Here is a 17,940-nt window from a genome sequence, read left to right on the forward strand (position 1 = left end):
CGGGCTACGGACTGGGTCAAAAAGATAGTTTTTCCTCGAACGCAAGCGTTCTTGGTCAAACTCCTATTTTGACTGTGTCCGCTTAACGCCCTTAATATCTTAAAATTATGCCAAAACGTACGGATATTAAGAAAATTATGGTGATTGGGTCTGGTCCGATTATTATCGGTCAGGCTGCGGAGTTTGATTATGCTGGGACTCAGGCTTGTTTGGCTTTGAAGGAAGAAGGCTATAGTGTTGTCTTGGTCAATTCAAACCCTGCGACCATCATGACAGACAAGGAAATTGCGGACAAGGTCTATATTGAGCCGATTACGCTTGAATTTGTCACACGGATTTTACGGAAGGAGCGTCCAGATGCTCTCTTGCCGACCCTTGGTGGTCAGACTGGTCTCAACATGGCTATGGAATTGTCTAAGGCTGGTATTTTAGATGAGCTTGGAGTTGAGTTGTTGGGAACTAAACTGTCTGCAATTGATCAGGCAGAGGACCGCGACCTCTTCAAACAACTCATGGAAGATCTCAATCAACCTATTCCTGAGTCAACGATTGTGACAACAGTTGAAGAGGCTTTGGAATTTGCTGGTGAAATTGGCTATCCTGTCATTGTTCGTCCAGCCTTCACGTTGGGTGGTACTGGCGGTGGTATGTGTGTCAATGAAGAAGAACTGCGTGAAATAGCGGAAAATGGTCTGAAACTATCACCGGTGACCCAGTGTTTGATTGAGCGTTCCATTGCTGGTTTCAAAGAAATTGAATACGAAGTGATGCGCGATGCGGCTGACAATGCCTTGGTCGTATGTAACATGGAAAACTTTGACCCTGTGGGAATACATACTGGAGATTCTATCGTATTTGCCCCAACGCAGACGCTTTCGGATATTGAAAACCAGATGTTGCGTGATGCCAGTCTCAGCATCATCCGTGCCCTCAAAATCGAGGGTGGTTGTAATGTGCAGTTGGCACTGGATCCCCATAGTTTCAAATACTATGTCATTGAAGTGAACCCACGTGTGTCCCGTTCCTCTGCCTTGGCATCGAAAGCGACAGGCTATCCGATTGCCAAATTGGCAGCAAAAATTGCGGTTGGTTTGACCTTGGATGAAATGGTGAACCCTGTCACAGGAACAACCTATGCCATGTTTGAGCCTGCTCTTGACTACGTTGTGGCAAAAATTCCACGTTTCCCATTTGATAAGTTTGAAAAAGGGGAGCGCCGCCTTGGAACGCAGATGAAGGCAACTGGTGAGGTTATGGCCATTGGTCGTAATATCGAAGAAAGTTTGCTCAAGGCCTGTCGTTCTTTGGAAATCGGAGTCTATCACAATGAAATGCCAGAACTCAGCCAAGCAACAGATGACCAATTAGTTGAAAAGATTGTCAAGGCACAGGATGATCGTTTATTCTATCTTTCAGAAGCTCTTCGACGTGGCTATACAGTAGAAGAACTGGCTCAATTGACGAAGATTGATCTTTTCTTCCTTGATAAGCTGCTTCATATCTTAGAAATCGAGCAGGAATTGGCAATCAATCACGATAATATTGATTTATTGAAAAAAGCCAAGAAATACGGTTTTGCAGACCGTAAGATTGCGGAACTCTGGGGCAGAACAGAATCCTACATTCGTCAACTGCGGACAGAGCACAAAATTGTCCCTGTTTACAAGATGGTGGACACTTGTGCGGCCGAATTTGAAAGTTCAACACCATATTTCTATTCAACTTATGAGTGGGAAAATGAGTCCATCCGCTCGGAAAAAGAATCTGTTTTGGTGTTGGGCTCAGGTCCAATCCGTATCGGACAGGGTGTGGAGTTTGACTATGCGACAGTGCATTCTGTCAAGGCCATTCAGGCGGCTGGCTACGAAGCTATCATTATGAACTCAAACCCGGAAACAGTGTCAACTGACTTTTCGGTTTCGGACAAGCTTTACTTCGAGCCGTTGACCTTGGAAGATGTCTTGAATGTGATTGACCTTGAGCAACCAAAAGGGGTTATCGTTCAGTTCGGTGGCCAGACGGCCATCAATTTGGCAGAGCCATTGGCCAAAGCAGGTATTCCAATCTTGGGTACGCAAGTAGCGGATTTGGATAGAGCTGAAGACAGGGATTTATTTGAAAAAGCCCTGAAAGACCTTGGAATTCCACAGCCACCAGGTCAAACCGCAACCAACGAAGAGGAAGCTCTAGAAGCGGCCCGCAAAATTGGTTTCCCGGTACTTGTTCGTCCCTCTTATGTCTTGGGCGGTCGTGCTATGGAGATTGTCGAAAATGAAGAGGACCTACGTTCTTATATGAGAACGGCGGTCAAGGCTTCACCAGAGCACCCAGTTTTGGTGGATTCGTATATCGTCGGTCGTGAGTGTGAAGTGGATGCAATTTCAGATGGTAAGGATGTCTTGATTCCGGGTATTATGGAGCATATCGAGCGAGCTGGGGTTCACTCAGGTGACTCGATGGCAGTTTATCCGCCACAAACCTTGTCTAAAGAGGTGCAGGCGACCATTGCAGACTACACCAAACGCTTGGCAATCGGTCTTAACTGTATTGGTATAATGAATATCCAGTTTGTTATCAAGGATGAGACGGTTTATGTCATCGAAGTCAATCCTCGTGCTAGTCGTACGGTTCCATTCTTGTCCAAAGTCACAGACATTCCAATGGCCCAGGTTGCAACCAAATTGATTTTGGGGCAAAGTCTTGCGGAAATTGGCTACCAAGACGGTCTTTATCCTGAGAGCACTCAGGTGCACGTTAAAGCACCAGTATTCTCATTCACGAAACTAGCAAAAGTAGATAGTTTGCTGGGACCTGAGATGAAATCTACTGGTGAGATTATGGGTTCGGACTTGACACTTGAAAAAGCACTTTATAAGGCTTTTGAAGCAAGTTATCAGCATTTGGAAGATTTTGGTACTATCGTCTTTACAGTTGCGGATGAGGACAAGGAGGAGGCCTTCCGTCTAGCGGAAAGATACCGTGAAATTGGCTTTATTATTGCGGCTACAAGCGGTACGGCAACTGCCTTCCAAGCTAAGGGCTTAGACTGTCTGCCTGTTGGGAAAATCAGTGGAGACCAAAGAGAGTCGATTCCTCAGCTGGTCCGTAAAGGAAAAGTGCAAGCCATTGTCAATACAGTAGGCAAAAAGCGTGTGGCAGACGAGGATGGAGAGGTTATTCGTGCATCTGCTATCGAAGCAGGGATTCCACTTTTTACAGCCTTAGATACTGCTGCGGCTATGTTGGCTGTACTAGAAAGTCGTAGTTTTTCGACGCGAGCAATTTAGGAGATAAAAAATGAAGGTTCATTTAGTGGATGAGTTTGGGAATGTAAAGGAAGTGAAGGCTGGTTTTTCATGGACAACCTTTTTCTTCAAGTTTTTTGTACCGCTGATTCGAGGTGATTTAAAATGGTTTGCGATTATTTTGGTAGCATTCTTATTTGCCTTGTTAATTGATCGTCGCTTTGATATTCCTTTTATTAATACTGGCTTTGGGATTTTGTGGGGCTATCTCTACAATCGAATCTATATCAAGGAAGCCTTGGCAAAAGGATGGCGTCCGGTTAGTGAAGCTGATCAGGAAGCCATTCGCCAATTTCTACAATCCTAAGTCTTGATTCACAAAGAGATTTAAGTGTGACTTCGTAAGAAGTCACGCTTTTTCTGTTATAATATTTAATATGAAAGTAATCGTAACAACAAGTTTGGGAATGGATGGGCACTTGGTTCAGAAGGCCAAACGGCTAGCTGAAGATTTAGGGATTGTTTACTGTGAGCGGCGGAAGCAAGCCGTGAAGGTCTTACTCAAGCAGGCGGATGCGGTTTTGGTGGTTTATAAGGATCGATTGGTTTTTGAGCAAAAAGAAGGGAGAAAACTCTTTTTCCACCCAGATACTGCCATGTTGCGGATTAAGTCTGGAAGAGATCCGCTTTTAGAATTACTTGGAAAAGAAAAACAATCAATAATAGACTGTACTATGGGTTTGGGATCTGATAGCATAGTGTTAGCGAGTGCTGGTCATCGGGTGACAGCCTTGGAAAGTTCTAAGCTAGTGCACTTTATTGTGAGTCGGGGGTTACAGGATTTTGATAGTGGACTGCAAGTGGTCAACCGAGCCATGAATTCTATCCAGACAATTTGGACAGATAGTTTGACTTATTTGAAAGAGCAAATAGATAAGTCTGTTGATGTCATTTACTTTGATCCCATGTTTTCAGAAGAAATCAAGGAATCACAAAATCTTTCTGGTTTGTCTGGTTTGGCTGATAGAAGCCGTTTAACGGAGGAAATTGTATCTGAGGCTAAACGAGTAGCTAGGAAGAAATTGATTATAAAGGCTCATTTTCGAGATCAGGTCTTTGAAGAATTTGGCTTTAAACGTCATGTCAGACCCAATCAAAAATTTCACTACGGAGAAATTATTTTGGAGGAGGAAGTATGAAAATCATCGTAACAGGCTTTGATCCCTTTGGTGGCGAGCCTATTAACCCAGCCTTGGAAACGATAAAATCTCTACCTAAGACCATTGCTGGTGCAGAGATTATTCTTGTAGAGATTCCGACTGTTTTTGACAAGGCTGCGGATGTTTTAGAGGAGAAAATGGCAGAACATTTACCTGATGCGATACTATGTATTGGTCAGGCTGGTGGGCGAGTTGATTTAACTCCTGAGCGTATAGCCATTAACCAAGATGATGCACGCATTCCAGACAATGAAGGGCAACAGCCGATTGATAGAACGATTCGAGAAGATGGTCAGCCTGCTTATTTCTCCACCTTACCCATCAAAGCAATGGTTGAAGCTATTCATAAGATTGGGCTTCCAGCTTCTGTTTCTAATACTGCTGGGACCTTTGTCTGCAATCATCTCATGTATCAAGCTCTTTACTTGGCGGAGAAACAATTTCCAAAGACTAAGGCCGGTTTTCTCCATATTCCCTTCTTGCCAGAGCAGGTTGTCGACAAGCCAGGACTGGCTTCCATGTCTTTGAACGATATTGTAAGAGGAGTTGAAGTAGCCATAGGAGCAATCGTTGAATATAGGGATAAAGAGGATATAAAAAAGGGTGGTGGTAGTACACACTGATGAAAAATATTATGGAAGCAAGAAAACGTGTAGAGGAAATGGAAAAAATATTTAACAGGCATCTAGATCTGAACCAGTCCCTTTCCGATAGTATGGCACAACTTAGCCAGGAACAATCGACTTATTTACAGTTATTAGATTATTACCAGAGCCAGACCTATATGGAAGATCTTGATTTATCTAATAAGGGTCATTTCAATGGTATTCCTTGTGGAGTATTGAGTGAAGATGGAGTCTATAATTTACTGTTTGACCGTACAAATCTAGCAAGTCAACTGAGAGAACTAGCAGATATGCTCGAACAATAAAATTTTTTAAAACCTGTCAAGTTTTTTTCTTGACAGCCTGTTAAAGTGTGGTATAATAGAACATGTGCTAAATAGCTCTGCTATTTCACCGAATAAAAATACAAAGAAAAGAGAACATTTAAAAATGGCAGTAAAAATCCGTTTGACTCGTATGGGTTCTAAAAAGAAACCTTTCTACCGTATCAACGTTGCAGACTCACGTGCACCACGTGATGGTCGTTTCATCGAAACTGTTGGTACTTACAACCCACTTTTGGCTGAAAACTCAGTAACTCTTAAAGAAGAGCGTGTACTTGAGTGGTTAGCAAAAGGTGCACAACCATCTGATACAGTTCGTAGCCTTCTTTCAAACGCTGGCGTATTGAAGAAATTCCACGAACAAAAATTCTCTAAGTAAGAACAGTAAGCGAGAACACTTATGGACATGATTGAAAATCTCATTATTGCGATTGTGAAACCTTTGATTTCACAGCCTGATAGCTTGACAATAAAAATTGTTGATACACCTGAATTCTTGGAATATCATTTGGATTTGGATCAATCTGATATTGGACGTATCATTGGTAGAAAAGGACGCACAATTTCTGCAATCAGAACGATTGTCTATTCTGTTCCAACAAGTGATAAAAAAGTTCGTTTAGTGATCGACGAGAAAGAATAGAAAGTCACCATTTGGTGGCTTTTAACGTTGACAAAGGGGCCTAGCCCCTTTTTAACATATAGAAAGGAAGAAATGATGAATCTGATTTGGACCTATTTGAAAAAATATCCTAAGTGGATTGCATTGGACTTGTTGGGAGCCTCCTTATTTGTAGTGGTAAACTTGGGCTTGCCGACTTTTTTGGCTAGGATGATTGACCAAGGAATTACAAAGAACGATGTTAGTCAGCTCTATTTCTGGGCGGGGATGATGGGATTAATTGTCCTGCTCGGGATTGTTGGTCGAGTGACACTTGCCTATGCAGCTGGAAAATTGACTACCAATATCGTCAAAGATATTCGAAATGATCTGTATGAGAAAATTCAGGACTATTCTCATCATGAATATGAGCAGATTGGTGTTTCTTCTCTAGTTGCTCGTATGACAAATGATGCTTTTGTTCTCATGCAATTCTCTGAAATGGTCTTGAAACTAGGTATTATTACACCCTTGATGATGATTGCTTCTGTCATCATGACCTTGGTAACCAGTCCGAGCTTAGCCTGGACAGTAGCAGTAGCCATGCCGTTTCTAGTTTTTGTTATTTTCTATGTGGCAACAAAAACTCGTCCTCTCTCTGAAAAACAACAAAAACGTTTGGACACCATTAACCAATATGTTCGTGAAAATCTCATGGGCTTGCGTGTCATTCGTGCCTTTACTCGTGAGGAGTTTCAAGAGGAGCGCTTTGAGTCGGTCAATGAGGAATATACCGATATTTCCAAAAAGCTCTTTAATCTGACTGGATTGACAGAGCCGCTCTTTGTCCAGATTATTATTGCTATGATTGTAGCCATTGTCTGGTTCGCATTGGCTCCTTTGCAAACAGGTAGTCTGCAAATCGGTGATTTGGTAGCCTTTATCGAATATAGTTTCCACGCGCTTTTCTCATTCTTGCTCTTTGCTAACTTGTTTAACATGTATCCACGTATGTCGGTATCGAGCCAACGAATTCAGGAAGTCTTGGACATGCCCATTTCCATTTCTAAGAATGAAGACGGCATAACTGAAACAGATACTCGTGGTTATTTGGAATTTGAAAATGTAACTTTTGCCTACCCTGGTGAAACGGAATCGCCTGTGCTGCACAATATTTCCTTCAAAGCTAAGCCTGGTGAAACGATTGCCTTTATTGGTTCGACTGGTTCTGGTAAGTCTTCCTTGGTCAACTTGATTCCACGTTTCTATGATGTGACACTTGGTCGTATCTTGGTGGACGGTGTGGATGTCAGACGCTACAATCTAAAGGCACTCCGCAGCAAGATTGGCTTTATTCCGCAGAAAGCTCTGCTATTTACCGGAACTATCGCGGAAAACTTAAAGTACGGTAAGATGGATGCTAGTCTTGCAGAACTTCATGATGCGACGGATGTGGCTCAGGCTAAGGAGTTTATCGAGAGTAAGGAAGAAAAATTCGACACCCATCTAGCAGAAGGTGGAAGCAACCTGTCAGGCGGGCAAAAGCAACGTTTGTCCATTGCACGTGCTATTGTGAAACAGCCCGATATTTATATTTTTGATGATTCTTTCTCAGCATTGGATTATAAGACGGATGCAATTTTGCGGAGTCGTTTGAAGGAAGTGACGGAAAATGCGACGGTGCTAATTGTGGCACAACGTGTCGGAACCATTATGGATGCTGACCAGATTATCGTGCTGAACGAAGGTGAAATCGTTGGCCGTGGCACCCACAATGAATTGATGGAAAGCAATGAGATTTACCGAGAAATCGCCAATTCTCAGCTTAACCGTCAATCTCTGACAGAAGAATAGGAGGAATTATGAAGAATAGATCAGTATTTACCCGTGTTTGGGACTATTTGCGTCGTTACCAATCTTCTGTATTTTTAGCCGTTTTTCTAAAGACCATCAGTGCAGTTATGAATGCCTTGGAGCCCTTTGTACTGGGGCTTATCATTACAGAATTGACCAAGAATCTGTTGGATATTGCTAATGGAGTAGAAGGAGCGCAGATTAACTATTCCTACATTGCCATCATGCTTGCCATCTATGCCCTTCGCGCCCTTCTATATGAAATCGGTGCCTACGGTTCCAACTATTTTATGACCAAGGCAGTGCAGGGAGCAACTAAGGAACTACGTCAGGATTTGAGCCACAAAATTAACAAGATTCCAGTATCTTATTTTGACAAGCACCAGTATGGTGATTTACTCGGACGTTTTACAAGCGATGTGGAGACTGTTTCAAACGCCCTACAACAAAGTTTTCTCCAGCTAGTCAATGCCGTTCTGACCCTCTCTCTAGCCATTTTCATGTGTTTCTGGTTGGATGTATCCCTAGCACTTGTAGTCGTAACCTTGGTTCCAGTGACCTATTTTGGTTCTAAGTTTGTCATGGGCAAGTCTCAACCATATTTCAAGCAGCAGGCTGATGCCCTGGGGCGTTTGAACGGCTTTGTCCAAGAAAATCTAACTGGCTTTAACGTTCTCAAACTTTACGGCCGTGAAGAAATTTCTACAGAAGAGTTTCGCCAGATTACCGCAGATTTGCAGAAAGTTGGTTTCAAGGCTAGTTTCATGTCTGGTTTGCTCATGCCTCTAGTTCACGGCTTCTCAAACATCGCCTACGTTGTCGTCGCCCTGCTATCTGGATTGAAAGTTCTTGCAGGTACATTGACAGTTGGTAATATGCAGGCCTTCGTCCAATACGTCTGGCAGATTTCTCAGCCTGTGCAAACCTTGACACAGTTGGCACCCCAGTTGCAGTCTGCTAAATCTTCCCTTGAACGCATCTTTTCAGTCTTAGATGAGCTTGACGAAGAAGACGCCAATGCGCTAGAGTTGACAGCTAGTCTGACCGGACAAGTCAGCTTTGAACAGGTTGAATTTGGCTATTCAGAAGACAAGCCGCTTATCCGAAACTTTAATCTTGAAGTTAAGCCAGGTGAAATGGTGGCTATCGTTGGACCAACGGGGGCAGGTAAGACTACTCTTATCAACTTGCTCATGAGTTTCTACGATGTGACATCAGGTTCTATCAAAGTGGATGGTCAGGACATTCGAAATCTTTCACGTCAATCCTACCGTAGTCAATTTGGCATGGTCTTGCAGGATGCTTGGCTCTATGAAGGGACCATCAAGGAAAACCTGCGTTTTGGACGTCTGGATGCGACGGATGAGGAAATTGTGGAGGCTGCTAAAGCTGCCAACGTTGACCATTTTATCCGTACCCTGCCTGGTGGTTATAATATGGAAATGAACCAGGAATCCAGCAATATTTCCCAAGGTCAGAAACAGCTTTTGACCATTGCGCGTGCCTTGTTGGCGGATCCTGCTATTCTGATTCTTGACGAAGCGACTTCTTCAGTTGATACCCGTTTGGAACTCTTGATTCAAAAGGCTATGAAACGGTTGATGAAAGGGCGGACAAGTTTCGTCATCGCTCATCGCTTATCTACCATTCAGGAAGCTGATAAGATTTTGGTCTTGAAAGATGGACAGATTATCGAACAAGGTAACCATGAAAGTCTTTTGGCAGACAAAGGTTTCTATTATAATCTTTATCAAAGCCAGTTTAGTGAATCCAAATAAAAAAACGAACTCCCTTGTCAGTGAAGACAGGGGAGTTTAGTGTTTAATAGGCGATTTCAGCTAGTAGATTTTCTGCGGTGGTGGTCGGTAGAATTCGAACACGATTGAGAGTCAGTAATCCGTCACTAGCAGAAGCCAAGCCGTTGTTAGTAGTCACACCAAGTTTGTAGCCAGCTTGTTCAGTTAAGGCTACTGTATCTGCTGAGTATCGTCCACCAGGGTAGGCGATAGCGATGGTTTCCTGATTTAATTGGCTGTCAAGATAGGCTTTAGAGGAAGTAAGTTCATTTGTTTGATCCTCGATAGAACTATACTCTAAATCAGGGTGGTTGACGGTATGCCCTTGAAAGGAGAGCCCTGCGGTCTGCATTTCCTTGATTTGATCAAGAGTAAGGTGCCCTGCTTGTCCATATTCAGTAAATCCTGTAATGACATTGTTGGTTGCTTTCATTTGATATTGCTTAAGCAATGGGTAGGCATAACTATAAAAATCCCAGAGGCTATCGTCAAAGGTTAGCCAGACAACCTTTTTGCCAGCAGGAAGGACATTTTCTGTCAATACCTTATAAGCCTCTTCAGGTGATAAAGTATAGTAACCTGCATCTTGCAATGCTTTTAGATGACTTTCGAAAGTCGTTGGATCTACGATAAGATTCGCATTAGCTTCTTCCTCAGGAGCCATTACGTGAATGGCATGATACATGAGGATTGGAAGTTTGATAGGTTCAGTTTGTTGTTCCCAAATGATTTCTGTTTGTACTTCACTACTTTCTGAAGTCATAACACTTGAAGTGGTTGTTGTCTCTACCGTTGAAGCTTTGGAATCACTTTGTTGCTTAGATGGCTGTTTTAGAAAGATTAGAAAAATAGATAGTAGAGTCACTACTAATAATGCGATGCCAAGTAGCATTGGCACAAGTTGTTTCTTTTGTGTGCGGCTTCGACGGGCTCTTCTTGAATGTTTCATTATCTTATCTCCATAATCATATATTAAAACAATTATATCAAATTTTTTGCCAAATAGTCAGAATATTTGTTATAATGGGAGAAATACATTTTAAAGGAGAGCACATGGTAGTTAAGATAGGATTATTAGGATTTGGAACCGTTGCGAGTGGTGTGCCATTTTTATTAGAAGAAAATCAGGAAAAAATAGAGAAAGCTGCGCATGATAGTATTGAAGTTGCTAAGGTTTTGGTCAAGGATGAAGTAGAAAAAGACCGTCTCTTGGCTGCAGGTCATGACTATCATTTTGTAACAAATATTGATGATATTTTAGCTGATGAGGACATTGCCATCGTCGTTGAGCTGATGGGACGTATTGAGCCAGCAAAAACATTTATTACACATGCCTTGGAAGCAGGCAAGCATATTGTAACAGCCAATAAGGATTTACTTGCTGTTCATGGTAGCGAATTGCGTGCCTTGGCTGAAGAGAAAGGTCTTGCGCTTTATTATGAAGCTGCAGTTGCAGGTGGTATTCCAATCTTGCGTACCTTGGTTAACTCATTGGCTGCTGACAAGGTGACTCGTATCCTCGGTGTATTGAATGGTACTTCAAACTTCATGTTGACTAAGATGGTTGATGAAGGCTGGACTTACGAAAAAGCTCTTCAAACAGCACAGGAACTTGGCTATGCAGAATCTGACCCAACAAATGACGTTGAGGGGATTGATGCAGCTTACAAGGCTGTAATCCTCAGTCAATTTGCTTTCGGGATGACAGTTGATTTTGAACACGTAGCACACAAGGGTATTTCAAATATCACGCCAGAAGATGTAGCAGTGGCACAAGAGTTGGGCTATGTCATCAAACTTGTGGGTGATATTCAAGAAACTACCTCTGGTATTGCTGCCGAAGTATCTCCAACCTTCCTACCGAAAAATCATCCACTTGCAAGCGTGAATGGTGTGATGAATGCTGTATTTGTCGAATCTATCGGCATCGGCCAGTCTATGTACTATGGACCGGGTGCTGGGCAAAAACCGACTGCAACAAGTGTTATGGCTGACATTATTCGTATCGTTCGTCGCTTGAAAGACAATACTATCGGCAAAGCTTTTAATGAATATAGCCGCTCACTTCAATTGGCAGCCCCAAGCGATGTGAAAAGCGAATATTATTTCTCAATTGATGCTCCTGATAAAAATGGAAAAATGCTTCGTTTAGCAGAAATCTTCAATTCTGAAGAAATTTCCTTCAAGCAAATTCTGCAACAAGCTGCAGATGGAGAAACAGCTCGCCTAGTGATTGTGACCCATGAAATGAGTAAGACTCAGTTGGAAAATGTAACAGACAAATTGAGTAAAGAAACAGACTTTACTGTCTTAAATACCTTTAAAGTACTGGGAGAATAAGCAATGAAAATTATTATTCCAGCAACTTCAGCTAATATCGGTCCAGGATTTGATTCAGTAGGTGTTGCCCTTTCGAAATATCTAACGATTGAAGTGTTTGAAGAGACTGATGAATGGGTGATTGAGCACAATCTTGAACATGTTCCATCAGACAAGAACAATCTTTTGATCAAGACAGCTTTAAAGATTGAAAAAGGATTGCGGCCACATCGTATCAGAATGATTAGTGATATTCCCTTGGCGCGTGGTTTGGGTTCATCCAGTTCCGTTATCGTAGCTGGTATCGAATTGGCTAATCAATTAGCAGGTTTGAATATGACAGCGGATGAAAAATTGCTCAAAGCTACAGAAATTGAAGGACATCCTGATAATGTAGCCCCAGCGATTTTTGGTAATTTAGTCATCTCTAGCTATGTTAATAAGAGAGTACAGGCAGTTGTAACAGAATTCCCAGAAGCAAGTTTTGTTGCCTTTATTCCAAACTACCCACTGCGTACGGTTGAAAGCCGAGGTGTACTGCCTTCTCAGATGGGGTACAAGAAAGCAGTGGCTGCTAGTGCCATTGCAAACGTTGCTGTTGCCAGTTTGATGGCAGGTGATCTGGAAAAAGCTGGGAAAGCAATTCAGTCAGACATGTTCCATGAACCGTTTCGTCAGCTACTTGTTAAGGAGTTTTGTCCAATCAAGCAAACTGCACAGGAGTTGGGAGCCTATGCAACCTACTTATCAGGTGCCGGTCCAACAGTGATGGTATTAGCGCCCAAAGATAGGGAGGACGCTATTGTTCTAGCATTAGAGGAACTAAATCTAGACGGAACTGTCCACCGCCTTCAAGTTGATACCAAAGGGATTGCTATTGTATAGATAGTGAGAATCTGTCATTTGCAAAACTAAACATGTTTATTTTATTGGAGTTCGCCATCGCTACTATATGCAGTAGGAAGGGAACTCCTTTTTTGTGCATTCCATTCTCCAATTCAAAATATTGGGGCAAATTAATTTGGCTTGTGAAAGTATTTTTGTTGAATTTTATTCGTTTTCTCCTGTAATTTTTGGTATAATAAATCCTGTATATCTTAAATTGAAATGAGAAGGTTATGAAAGATAAAATTAGGCTTGAATTAGAAGGCATCGATATTCGATTCGATGAGCCTTTAAAAGAATATACCTATACAAAAGTAGGAGGAGCTGTTGATTATCTAGCTTTTCCGCGGAATCGTTACGAGATTGTTCGTATAGTAGAATTTGCTAAACGCGAAGGTATTCCATGGCAAGTATTAGGAAATTCAAGTAATATCATTGTCCGCGATGGCGGTATTCGTGGTTTTGTTATCCGTATGGATAAACTTAACTCCGTTACTGTATCAGGATACACCATTGAAGCGGAAGCAGGTGCCAATCTGATTGAAACAACAAAAGTTGCACTTTTCCATTCTTTATCAGGATTTGAATTTGCTTGTGGTATTCCGGGAAGCATTGGTGGTGCTGTCTATATGAATGCAGGTGCTTACGGAGGTGAAGTGGCACACATTCTAGTTTCAGCGCAGATTTTGACTCCAGCAGGTTATGTCGAAACATTGGACAATCGTGAGTTACGATTTGGCTACCGTTCTTCTATCTTGCAGGAAAACGGTGCGATTGTTTTGTCTGCAAAATTTGCCCTCAAGCCAGGAAATCATACGGTTATTCAACAAGAAATGGCTCGTTTGACACATTTACGCGAGCTCAAGCAACCTTTGGAATATCCATCTTGTGGTTCAGTCTTCAAACGTCCACTTGGTCACTTCGCAGGACAGTTGATTATGGATGCGGGTTTAAAAGGTTATCGAATCGGTGGAGTCGAAGTTTCTGAAAAACACGCTGGCTTTATGGTCAATGTTTCCGATGGAACGGCATTGGACTATGAAAATTTGATTGCCCATGTAATTGAAGTCGTTGAAAAATCTTCAGGAATTACTCTGGAGAGAGAGGTGCGTATTATCGGCGATCCTGCTGATACACTCTAGCCATCAGGCTCTTACAAAAAAGAAGGAATTTATGAGAATTGAAAAAGCCAATTATTGAATTTAAGAACGTTTCAAAAGTATTTGAAGACAGTGGAACAACTGTATTAAAGGATATTAGTTTTGAATTGGAAGAGGGGAAATTTTATACCCTTTTAGGAGCTTCTGGTTCAGGTAAATCAACGATTTTGAACATTATTGCTGGTCTATTGGATGCGAGTTCAGGTGATATTTACCTGGACGGTCAACGGATTAATGATGTTCCGACCAATAAACGGGATGTTCATACGGTTTTCCAGTCCTATGCCCTTTTCCCACATATGACTGTCTTTGAAAATGTGGCTTTTCCTCTTAAATTAAGAAAGGTTGACAAGGCTGAAATCGAACGCCGTGTGACAGAAGCCTTACAAATGGTCCGACTTTCTGGTTATGAAAATCGTTCCATTCAGAAATTGTCTGGTGGTCAACGCCAGCGGGTTGCTATTGCACGTGCGATTATCAACCAGCCTCGCGTCGTCTTGCTAGATGAACCACTTTCTGCCCTGGACTTGAAACTAAGAACAGAAATGCAGTACGAACTGCGTGAATTGCAACAACGTCTAGGAATTACCTTCGTCTTCGTTACCCATGACCAAGAAGAAGCTCTGGCCATGAGTGACTGGATTTTTGTCATGAATGAAGGTGAGATTGTCCAGTCTGGGACGCCAGTGGACATTTACGACGAGCCAATCAACCATTTTGTTGCTACCTTCATCGGTGAATCCAATATCCTTCCAGGCCGCATGATAGAAGACTACTTGGTTGAGTTTAACGGCAAACGCTTTGAAGCTGTCGATGGCGGTATGCGACCAAACGAAGAAGTTGAAGTTGTTATCCGTCCAGAAGATTTGCAGATTACCTTACCTGAAGAAGGGAAATTGCAGGTAAAAGTGGATACACAGCTCTTCCGTGGTGTTCACTACGAAATCATCGCCTATGACGACCTTGGTAATGAGTGGATGATTCACTCAACTCGTAAGGCCATTGTCGGAGAAGTGATTGGTCTAGATTTTGAGCCCGAAGATATTCATATCATGCGTCTCAATGAAACAGAGGAAGAATTCGATGCTCGTATCGAAGAATATGTGGAAGTGGAAGAAGTAGAAGATGGCTTGATTAACGCCATTGAGGAGGAACGCAATGAAGAAAACCTCTAGGCTTTTTGCAATTCCCTATGCCCTATGGGTCTTTCTCTTTGTACTCGCTCCAGTTGCCTTGATTATCTTCAAATCTTTCTTTGATATTCATGGCAATTTCACTTTGGCCAACTACCAGACCTATTTTAACTCGCCAAATATGACCTATCTGCGAATGAGTTTTAACTCTATTTTTTACGCAGGTATTATTACTCTGGTCACACTTTTGGTTTCCTACCCAACAGCCTATTTCTTGACCAAACTCAAGCATAGACAACTCTGGCTCATGTTGATTATCTTGCCAACCTGGGTCAATCTTTTGCTGAAAGCTTATGCCTTTATCGGTATTTTTGGGCAACACGGCTCTATCAACCAGTTCCTAGAATTTATTGGTCTAGGAGCTCAGCAAATTCTTTTCACAGATTTCTCCTTTATTGCTGTTGCAGCCTATATCGAGATTCCGTTTATGATTTTGCCGATCTTTAACGCCTTGGATGATTTGGATAAAAACCTAATCAATGCCAGTCGTGATTTGGGAGCAACTCCTTGGCAGACCTTCACAAAAGTTATTTTTCCTCTTTCCATGAACGGCGTTCGTTCAGGTGTACAGGCGGTTTTCATTCCAAGTCTGAGCCTCTTCATGTTGACCCGTTTGATTGGCGGTAACCGAGTCATTACACTTGGTACAGCTATCGAGCAACATTTCCTCACAACACAAAACTGGGGAATGGGGTCAACCATTGGTGTGGTCTTGATTTTGGCCATGCTCTTGATTATGTGGATGACGAAAGAGAGGAAGAAATAATGAAGAAATTTGCAAATATCTACTTAACAGCTGCCTTTCTCCTTCTCTACTTACCGATTTTCTATCTCATTTTTTATGCCTTTAATGAAGGCGGAGATATGAATGGCTTTACAGGCTTTACCTTAGAGCATTTTTCATCTATGCTTGGCGATAGCCGACTAATGCTGATTCTGGCTCAAACCTTCTTGTTGGCCTTCTTGAGTTCTTTGATTGCGACCATTATCGGAACTTTCGGTGCCATCTATATCTATCAGGCAAAACCTCGTTTTCAAAATGCACTCTTGTCTGTCAATAATATCTTGATGGTAGCTCCAGACGTCATGATTGGGGCGAGTTTCCTAATTCTCTTTACCATGATTGGTTTCCAGCTTGGCTTTGTCTCAGTATTGCTCAGTCATATTGCTTTTTCTATTCCAATCGTAGTATTGATGGTCTTGCCACGCTTGAAGGAAATGAATGCCGATATGATTTCAGCAGCTTATGATTTGGGGGCAACTCAGCCACAAATGCTGAAAGAAATCATGCTGCCCTACTTGACACCGGCTATTATTGCAGGTTATTTCATGGCTTTTACCTATTCCTTAGATGACTTTGCCGTGACATTCTTTGTTACGGGAAATGGTTACTCAAACCTATCTGTAGAGATTTACTCACGGGCTCGTCAAGGGATTTCTTTGGAAATCAATGCCCTATCAACCCTTGTCTTCCTTTTCTCTATCTTATTGGTAGTGGGTTATTATTTCATCTCACGTGAAAAGGAGGCCAACTAATGAAACGTTTATATTCATTTTTCCTAGGAATTATTGCCATTATTCTCATTCTCTGGGGAATTTCTAGTAAATTAGAAGCTGATTCAACTCAAGGAACGACGGATAAGTTGGTTATCTATAACTGGGGAGATTATATTGACCCAGAGTTATTGGAAGAATTTACTGCTGAAACAGGTATTCAGATAGATTATCAGACCTTTGACTCCAACGAATCCATGTACACAAAGATTAAGCAGGGTGGAACAACATACGATTTGACAATCCCATCTGAGTACATGATTTCTAAGATGACAGAAGAAAATATGTTAATCAAGCTAGATAAATCTAAGATTGAAGGGATAGAAAATATCGATCCACGATTTATGGGACTTAGCTTTGATAAGAATAATGACTATTCTATTCCATATTTCTGGGGAACCTTGGGCATTGTTTACAATGAAACCATGGTAGAAAATCCTCCTCAGGAATGGGAAGACTTGTGGTCTGAGGAGTACCGTGACAATATCATGTTAATTGATGGTGTGCGTGAAGTCATGGGCTTTGGTCTACAATCACTGGGCTATAGTCTCAATTCCAACAATCCTACCGAGATTGAAAAGGCAGCTGAACATCTTTATAATTTAACTCCAAATGTCAAAGCAATTGTTGCTGATGAGATAAAAGGTTATATGATACAAGATGCGGCAGCAATTGCTGTTTCGTTCTCAGGTGAGGCGAGTGAAATGTTAGATGGAAATGAAAATCTGCGCTATGTTGTACCATCAAAAGGTTCTAACCTTTGGTTCGATAACATGGTCATTCCAAAAACAGCAAAAAATATTGATGGAGCTTACGCCTTTATGAGTTTTATGCTTCGTCCTGAAAATGCGCTTCGCAATGCAGAATATGTTGGTTATTCAACACCAATTCCTGCAGCCAAGGCTATGCTGGATGAGGAGACTCAGAACGACGAATCCTTCTATCCTTCAGAGGAAACGATGAAGAAGATGGAAGTTTATGATAATCTTGGACCAGAGATGCTTGGAATGTATAATGACCTCTATCTCCAATTCAAGATGTATCGGAAATAGTCTGATTGGACAGGTAGCAATATAAATAAAAGAATGGGAGTGAGGTTCTTTACTAAGTACTTATTGCTCCTATTTTTTGGTCATACATACTATAGAAAGGAAGGGAAATCCC

17 protein-coding genes are annotated in these 17,940 nt (G+C 41.9%); 16 read left to right on the forward strand and 1 reads right to left on the reverse strand.

Annotation, left to right across the window (positions count from 1 at the left end):
- Nucleotides 1-107: 107 nt before the first annotated feature.
- The 9 genes from carB to ODU50_RS00630 all read left to right on the forward strand — a co-directional run bounded on the left by carB (nucleotide 108) and on the right by ODU50_RS00630 (nucleotide 9,647).
- Entirely contained in the window at nucleotides 108-3,287 is a 3,180-nt protein-coding gene (gene carB / locus ODU50_RS00590) for a carbamoyl-phosphate synthase large subunit (protein WP_105153011.1), read from the forward strand.
- 10 nt (nucleotides 3,288-3,297) lie between these two features.
- The gene (locus tag ODU50_RS00595; RefSeq protein WP_044667780.1) at nucleotides 3,298-3,612 is read left to right on the forward strand and encodes a hypothetical protein; all 315 of its coding nucleotides are present in this window, start codon (nucleotides 3,298-3,300) and stop codon (nucleotides 3,610-3,612) included.
- Between the two features lie 70 nt (nucleotides 3,613-3,682).
- Complete coding sequence (locus ODU50_RS00600; protein WP_398581260.1) at nucleotides 3,683-4,444, forward strand: class I SAM-dependent methyltransferase; 762 nt, start codon at nucleotides 3,683-3,685, stop codon at nucleotides 4,442-4,444.
- Nucleotides 4,441-5,088, forward strand: a complete 648-nt coding sequence (gene pcp / locus ODU50_RS00605) for a pyroglutamyl-peptidase I (RefSeq protein WP_398581261.1) — start codon at nucleotides 4,441-4,443, stop codon at nucleotides 5,086-5,088. Before ODU50_RS00600 ends, pcp begins: the two co-directional genes overlap by 4 nt.
- Complete coding sequence (locus ODU50_RS00610; protein ID WP_398581262.1) at nucleotides 5,088-5,396, forward strand: DUF4298 domain-containing protein; 309 nt, start codon at nucleotides 5,088-5,090, stop codon at nucleotides 5,394-5,396. Before pcp ends, ODU50_RS00610 begins: the two co-directional genes overlap by 1 nt.
- 124 nt (nucleotides 5,397-5,520) lie before the next feature.
- Nucleotides 5,521-5,793: a 30S ribosomal protein S16 gene (gene rpsP, locus ODU50_RS00615; protein WP_002940682.1), complete on the forward strand. Its 273-nt coding sequence runs from the start codon at nucleotides 5,521-5,523 to the stop codon at nucleotides 5,791-5,793.
- Between the two features lie 21 nt (nucleotides 5,794-5,814).
- Nucleotides 5,815-6,057, forward strand: a complete 243-nt coding sequence (locus tag ODU50_RS00620) for a KH domain-containing protein (protein ID WP_012028079.1) — start codon at nucleotides 5,815-5,817, stop codon at nucleotides 6,055-6,057.
- A gap of 75 nt (nucleotides 6,058-6,132) precedes the next feature.
- Entirely contained in the window at nucleotides 6,133-7,869 is a 1,737-nt protein-coding gene (locus ODU50_RS00625; RefSeq protein ID WP_105153014.1) for an ABC transporter ATP-binding protein, read from the forward strand.
- Nucleotides 7,870-7,877: 8 nt separating this feature from the next.
- Nucleotides 7,878-9,647 carry an ABC transporter ATP-binding protein gene (locus ODU50_RS00630; protein ID WP_105153015.1) on the forward strand — a complete coding sequence of 590 codons (1,770 nt, stop codon included), beginning with the start codon at nucleotides 7,878-7,880 and terminating at the stop codon, nucleotides 9,645-9,647.
- A gap of 43 nt (nucleotides 9,648-9,690) precedes the next feature.
- On the opposite strand, the gene ODU50_RS00635 is transcribed toward ODU50_RS00630, so the two are convergent.
- Nucleotides 9,691-10,614, reverse strand: a complete 924-nt coding sequence (locus ODU50_RS00635; protein WP_044755178.1) for a polysaccharide deacetylase family protein — start codon at nucleotides 10,612-10,614, stop codon at nucleotides 9,691-9,693.
- Between the two features lie 104 nt (nucleotides 10,615-10,718).
- Here ODU50_RS00635 and ODU50_RS00640 point away from each other — a divergent pair, with 104 nt between their 5' ends.
- The 7 genes from ODU50_RS00640 (at nucleotide 10,719) to ODU50_RS00670 (ending at nucleotide 17,828) form a co-directional block, all read left to right on the forward strand.
- A complete protein-coding gene (locus ODU50_RS00640; protein ID WP_398581263.1) occupies nucleotides 10,719-12,005 on the forward strand; it encodes a homoserine dehydrogenase in 1,287 nt (428 codons plus the stop codon).
- 3 nt (nucleotides 12,006-12,008) lie between these two features.
- Complete coding sequence (gene thrB / locus ODU50_RS00645; RefSeq protein WP_024381807.1) at nucleotides 12,009-12,869, forward strand: homoserine kinase; 861 nt, start codon at nucleotides 12,009-12,011, stop codon at nucleotides 12,867-12,869.
- Between the two features lie 233 nt (nucleotides 12,870-13,102).
- Nucleotides 13,103-14,011 carry a UDP-N-acetylmuramate dehydrogenase gene (murB, locus tag ODU50_RS00650; RefSeq protein WP_105153016.1) on the forward strand — a complete coding sequence of 303 codons (909 nt, stop codon included), beginning with the start codon at nucleotides 13,103-13,105 and terminating at the stop codon, nucleotides 14,009-14,011.
- 38 nt (nucleotides 14,012-14,049) lie between these two features.
- Entirely contained in the window at nucleotides 14,050-15,204 is a 1,155-nt protein-coding gene (locus ODU50_RS00655) for an ABC transporter ATP-binding protein (RefSeq protein ID WP_024384228.1), read from the forward strand.
- Nucleotides 15,188-15,988, forward strand: coding sequence for an ABC transporter permease (locus ODU50_RS00660; RefSeq protein ID WP_002938659.1), 801 nt, complete (start codon nucleotides 15,188-15,190; stop codon nucleotides 15,986-15,988). Before ODU50_RS00655 ends, ODU50_RS00660 begins: the two co-directional genes overlap by 17 nt.
- Nucleotides 15,988-16,758: an ABC transporter permease gene (locus tag ODU50_RS00665; protein ID WP_105153017.1), complete on the forward strand. Its 771-nt coding sequence runs from the start codon at nucleotides 15,988-15,990 to the stop codon at nucleotides 16,756-16,758. The genes ODU50_RS00660 and ODU50_RS00665 overlap by 1 nt, the downstream gene beginning before the upstream one ends.
- The gene (locus ODU50_RS00670; RefSeq protein WP_105153018.1) at nucleotides 16,758-17,828 is read left to right on the forward strand and encodes an ABC transporter substrate-binding protein; all 1,071 of its coding nucleotides are present in this window, start codon (nucleotides 16,758-16,760) and stop codon (nucleotides 17,826-17,828) included. Before ODU50_RS00665 ends, ODU50_RS00670 begins: the two co-directional genes overlap by 1 nt.
- The last annotated feature ends 112 nt before the right edge of the window (nucleotides 17,829-17,940 follow it).

It is taken from the genome of Streptococcus sp. 2020WUSS084 (assembly GCF_044427445.1).
In the GTDB taxonomy this organism is placed as follows: Bacteria; Bacillota; Bacilli; order Lactobacillales; family Streptococcaceae; genus Streptococcus; species Streptococcus suis.